This is a genomic window from Microbacterium sp. B24, assembly GCF_000333415.1.
GTDB lineage: Bacteria > Actinomycetota > Actinomycetes > Actinomycetales > Microbacteriaceae > Microbacterium.
Genome location: NZ_BADB01000467.1, coordinates 1 through 1,458, shown reverse-complemented (window position 1 = coordinate 1,458; position 1,458 = coordinate 1). Strand labels below are relative to the sequence as shown.

The 1,458-nt window shown below is 67.8% G+C and carries 1 protein-coding gene and 1 pseudogene; both read right to left on the bottom strand.

Annotated elements, in window-relative coordinates:
• Positions 1–162: 162 nt before the first annotated feature.
• Positions 163–372, bottom strand: a complete 210-nt coding sequence (locus I5I_RS13750) for a hypothetical protein (protein WP_051039639.1) — start codon at positions 370–372, stop codon at positions 163–165.
• A gap of 97 nt (positions 373–469) precedes the next feature.
• Positions 470–1,452: pseudogene (locus I5I_RS13745) on the bottom strand (HAD-IIA family hydrolase).
• Positions 1,453–1,458: the final 6 nt, after the last annotated feature.

Here is a 1,458-nt window from a genome sequence, read left to right as displayed (position 1 = left end):
GAGCTCGGTCCCGGGGATCCTCTAGAGTCATGCTTTCGTGCCTCTCGTCGATGGCCGCATCGCTGTCCACGACCGATTCCGCGGCGCCGACGACGTCACCGAGTCCGCAGCGCGCGCAGAGTGGTTCAACACCTTCGGGTGGCAGTGACCGCCGAACGCGCCTCAGACGCCCAGCTTCTTCGCTGCTCGCTTGGCCGCCTTGTCCACGAGCTTCCGGGAACGCGCGCGGGCCTTCTTCAACGACGGGTCATCCCACAAGTGCTTCGCCGCTGCACTGATCTCGCGGTACCGTGCACGACCCGCGCGGGCGCCCAGCACATAGCCGACGCCACCGGCGATCGCCGCGGTGAGCCAGAACTTCACTCCGGACATGCATCCTCCTCGAACGAAACGTACGATGAGGCTACGTTGCAGACCCTCGTGGTGCGGAGGGGTTGACAACCTCAGGACGGTCAGTGCCGATGCGACCTCACGGGCGGTGGAAGGGATCGGCGTAGAGACGCTCGGGCACGCGGAAACCGTAGATGGCGCGTCCGGTGGACCAGATTGCTGCGGCGCCGGCACGAACGAGATCGATCGGGCGCGATCCCTCCGACACGATGTGGATGTCGGCATTGTCGACGCGCACGGCCGCATCTCGCACCGAGGTGACATCTCCCCGCACGACGGTCTCGGGATACTCCTCGTGCAGCTCACGCAGGTCTCCGAGGATGAACGTGGGCCGCGACGTCGGCGGAGCGGCGAGCACGTGTTTCGGACGGTCGATCCCGGTCAGTACCAGCACCGAGGCGAGGCCGGCTGCCTGAGCGCCGGCGATGTCGGTGTCGAGCCGGTCGCCGATGAAGAGCGCCTTGTGCGCACCGAAGCGGTCGACCGCCTCATCGAAGATCGGACGCTCGGGCTTGCCGGCGACGACGGCAAGCCGGCCGACGGCCGTGTGCACGGCGGAAACGAGCGTGCCGTTGCCCGGCGCGATCCCGCGTGCCTGGGGGATCGTCCAATCCGTGTTCGTCGCGATCCATGGGATGCCACCGGATTCCTCCGGTGTGGCCAGGGCGTATGCAGCCTCGGCGAGCTGCTCCCACCCCACCTGGGGTGCGAACCCCTGGACGACGGCAGCGGGCGCGTCGTCGGCGCTGCGGGTCACGACATAGCCCGCCTTCTCGATCTCGAACACGAGTCCGTCTCCCCCGACGACGAGGATCGTCGAACCCGGAGCTACCCGCCCACGTAGCAACCGCATCGCAGCCTGCGGACTGGTCACCACGTCTTCGGCACGTGTCGATGTCAGTCCGAGATCGCGGAGGTGCTCCGCCACGACGGCATCGCGGCGCGACGCGTTGGTGGTGATGTACCCCAGACGTCGCGAGGCGGCGGCGGCATTCAGACTGTCGACGGCATACGGGAGAGCGCCCGGACCGGCGTAGACGACCCGTCGAGGTCTGCGAGCACACATCG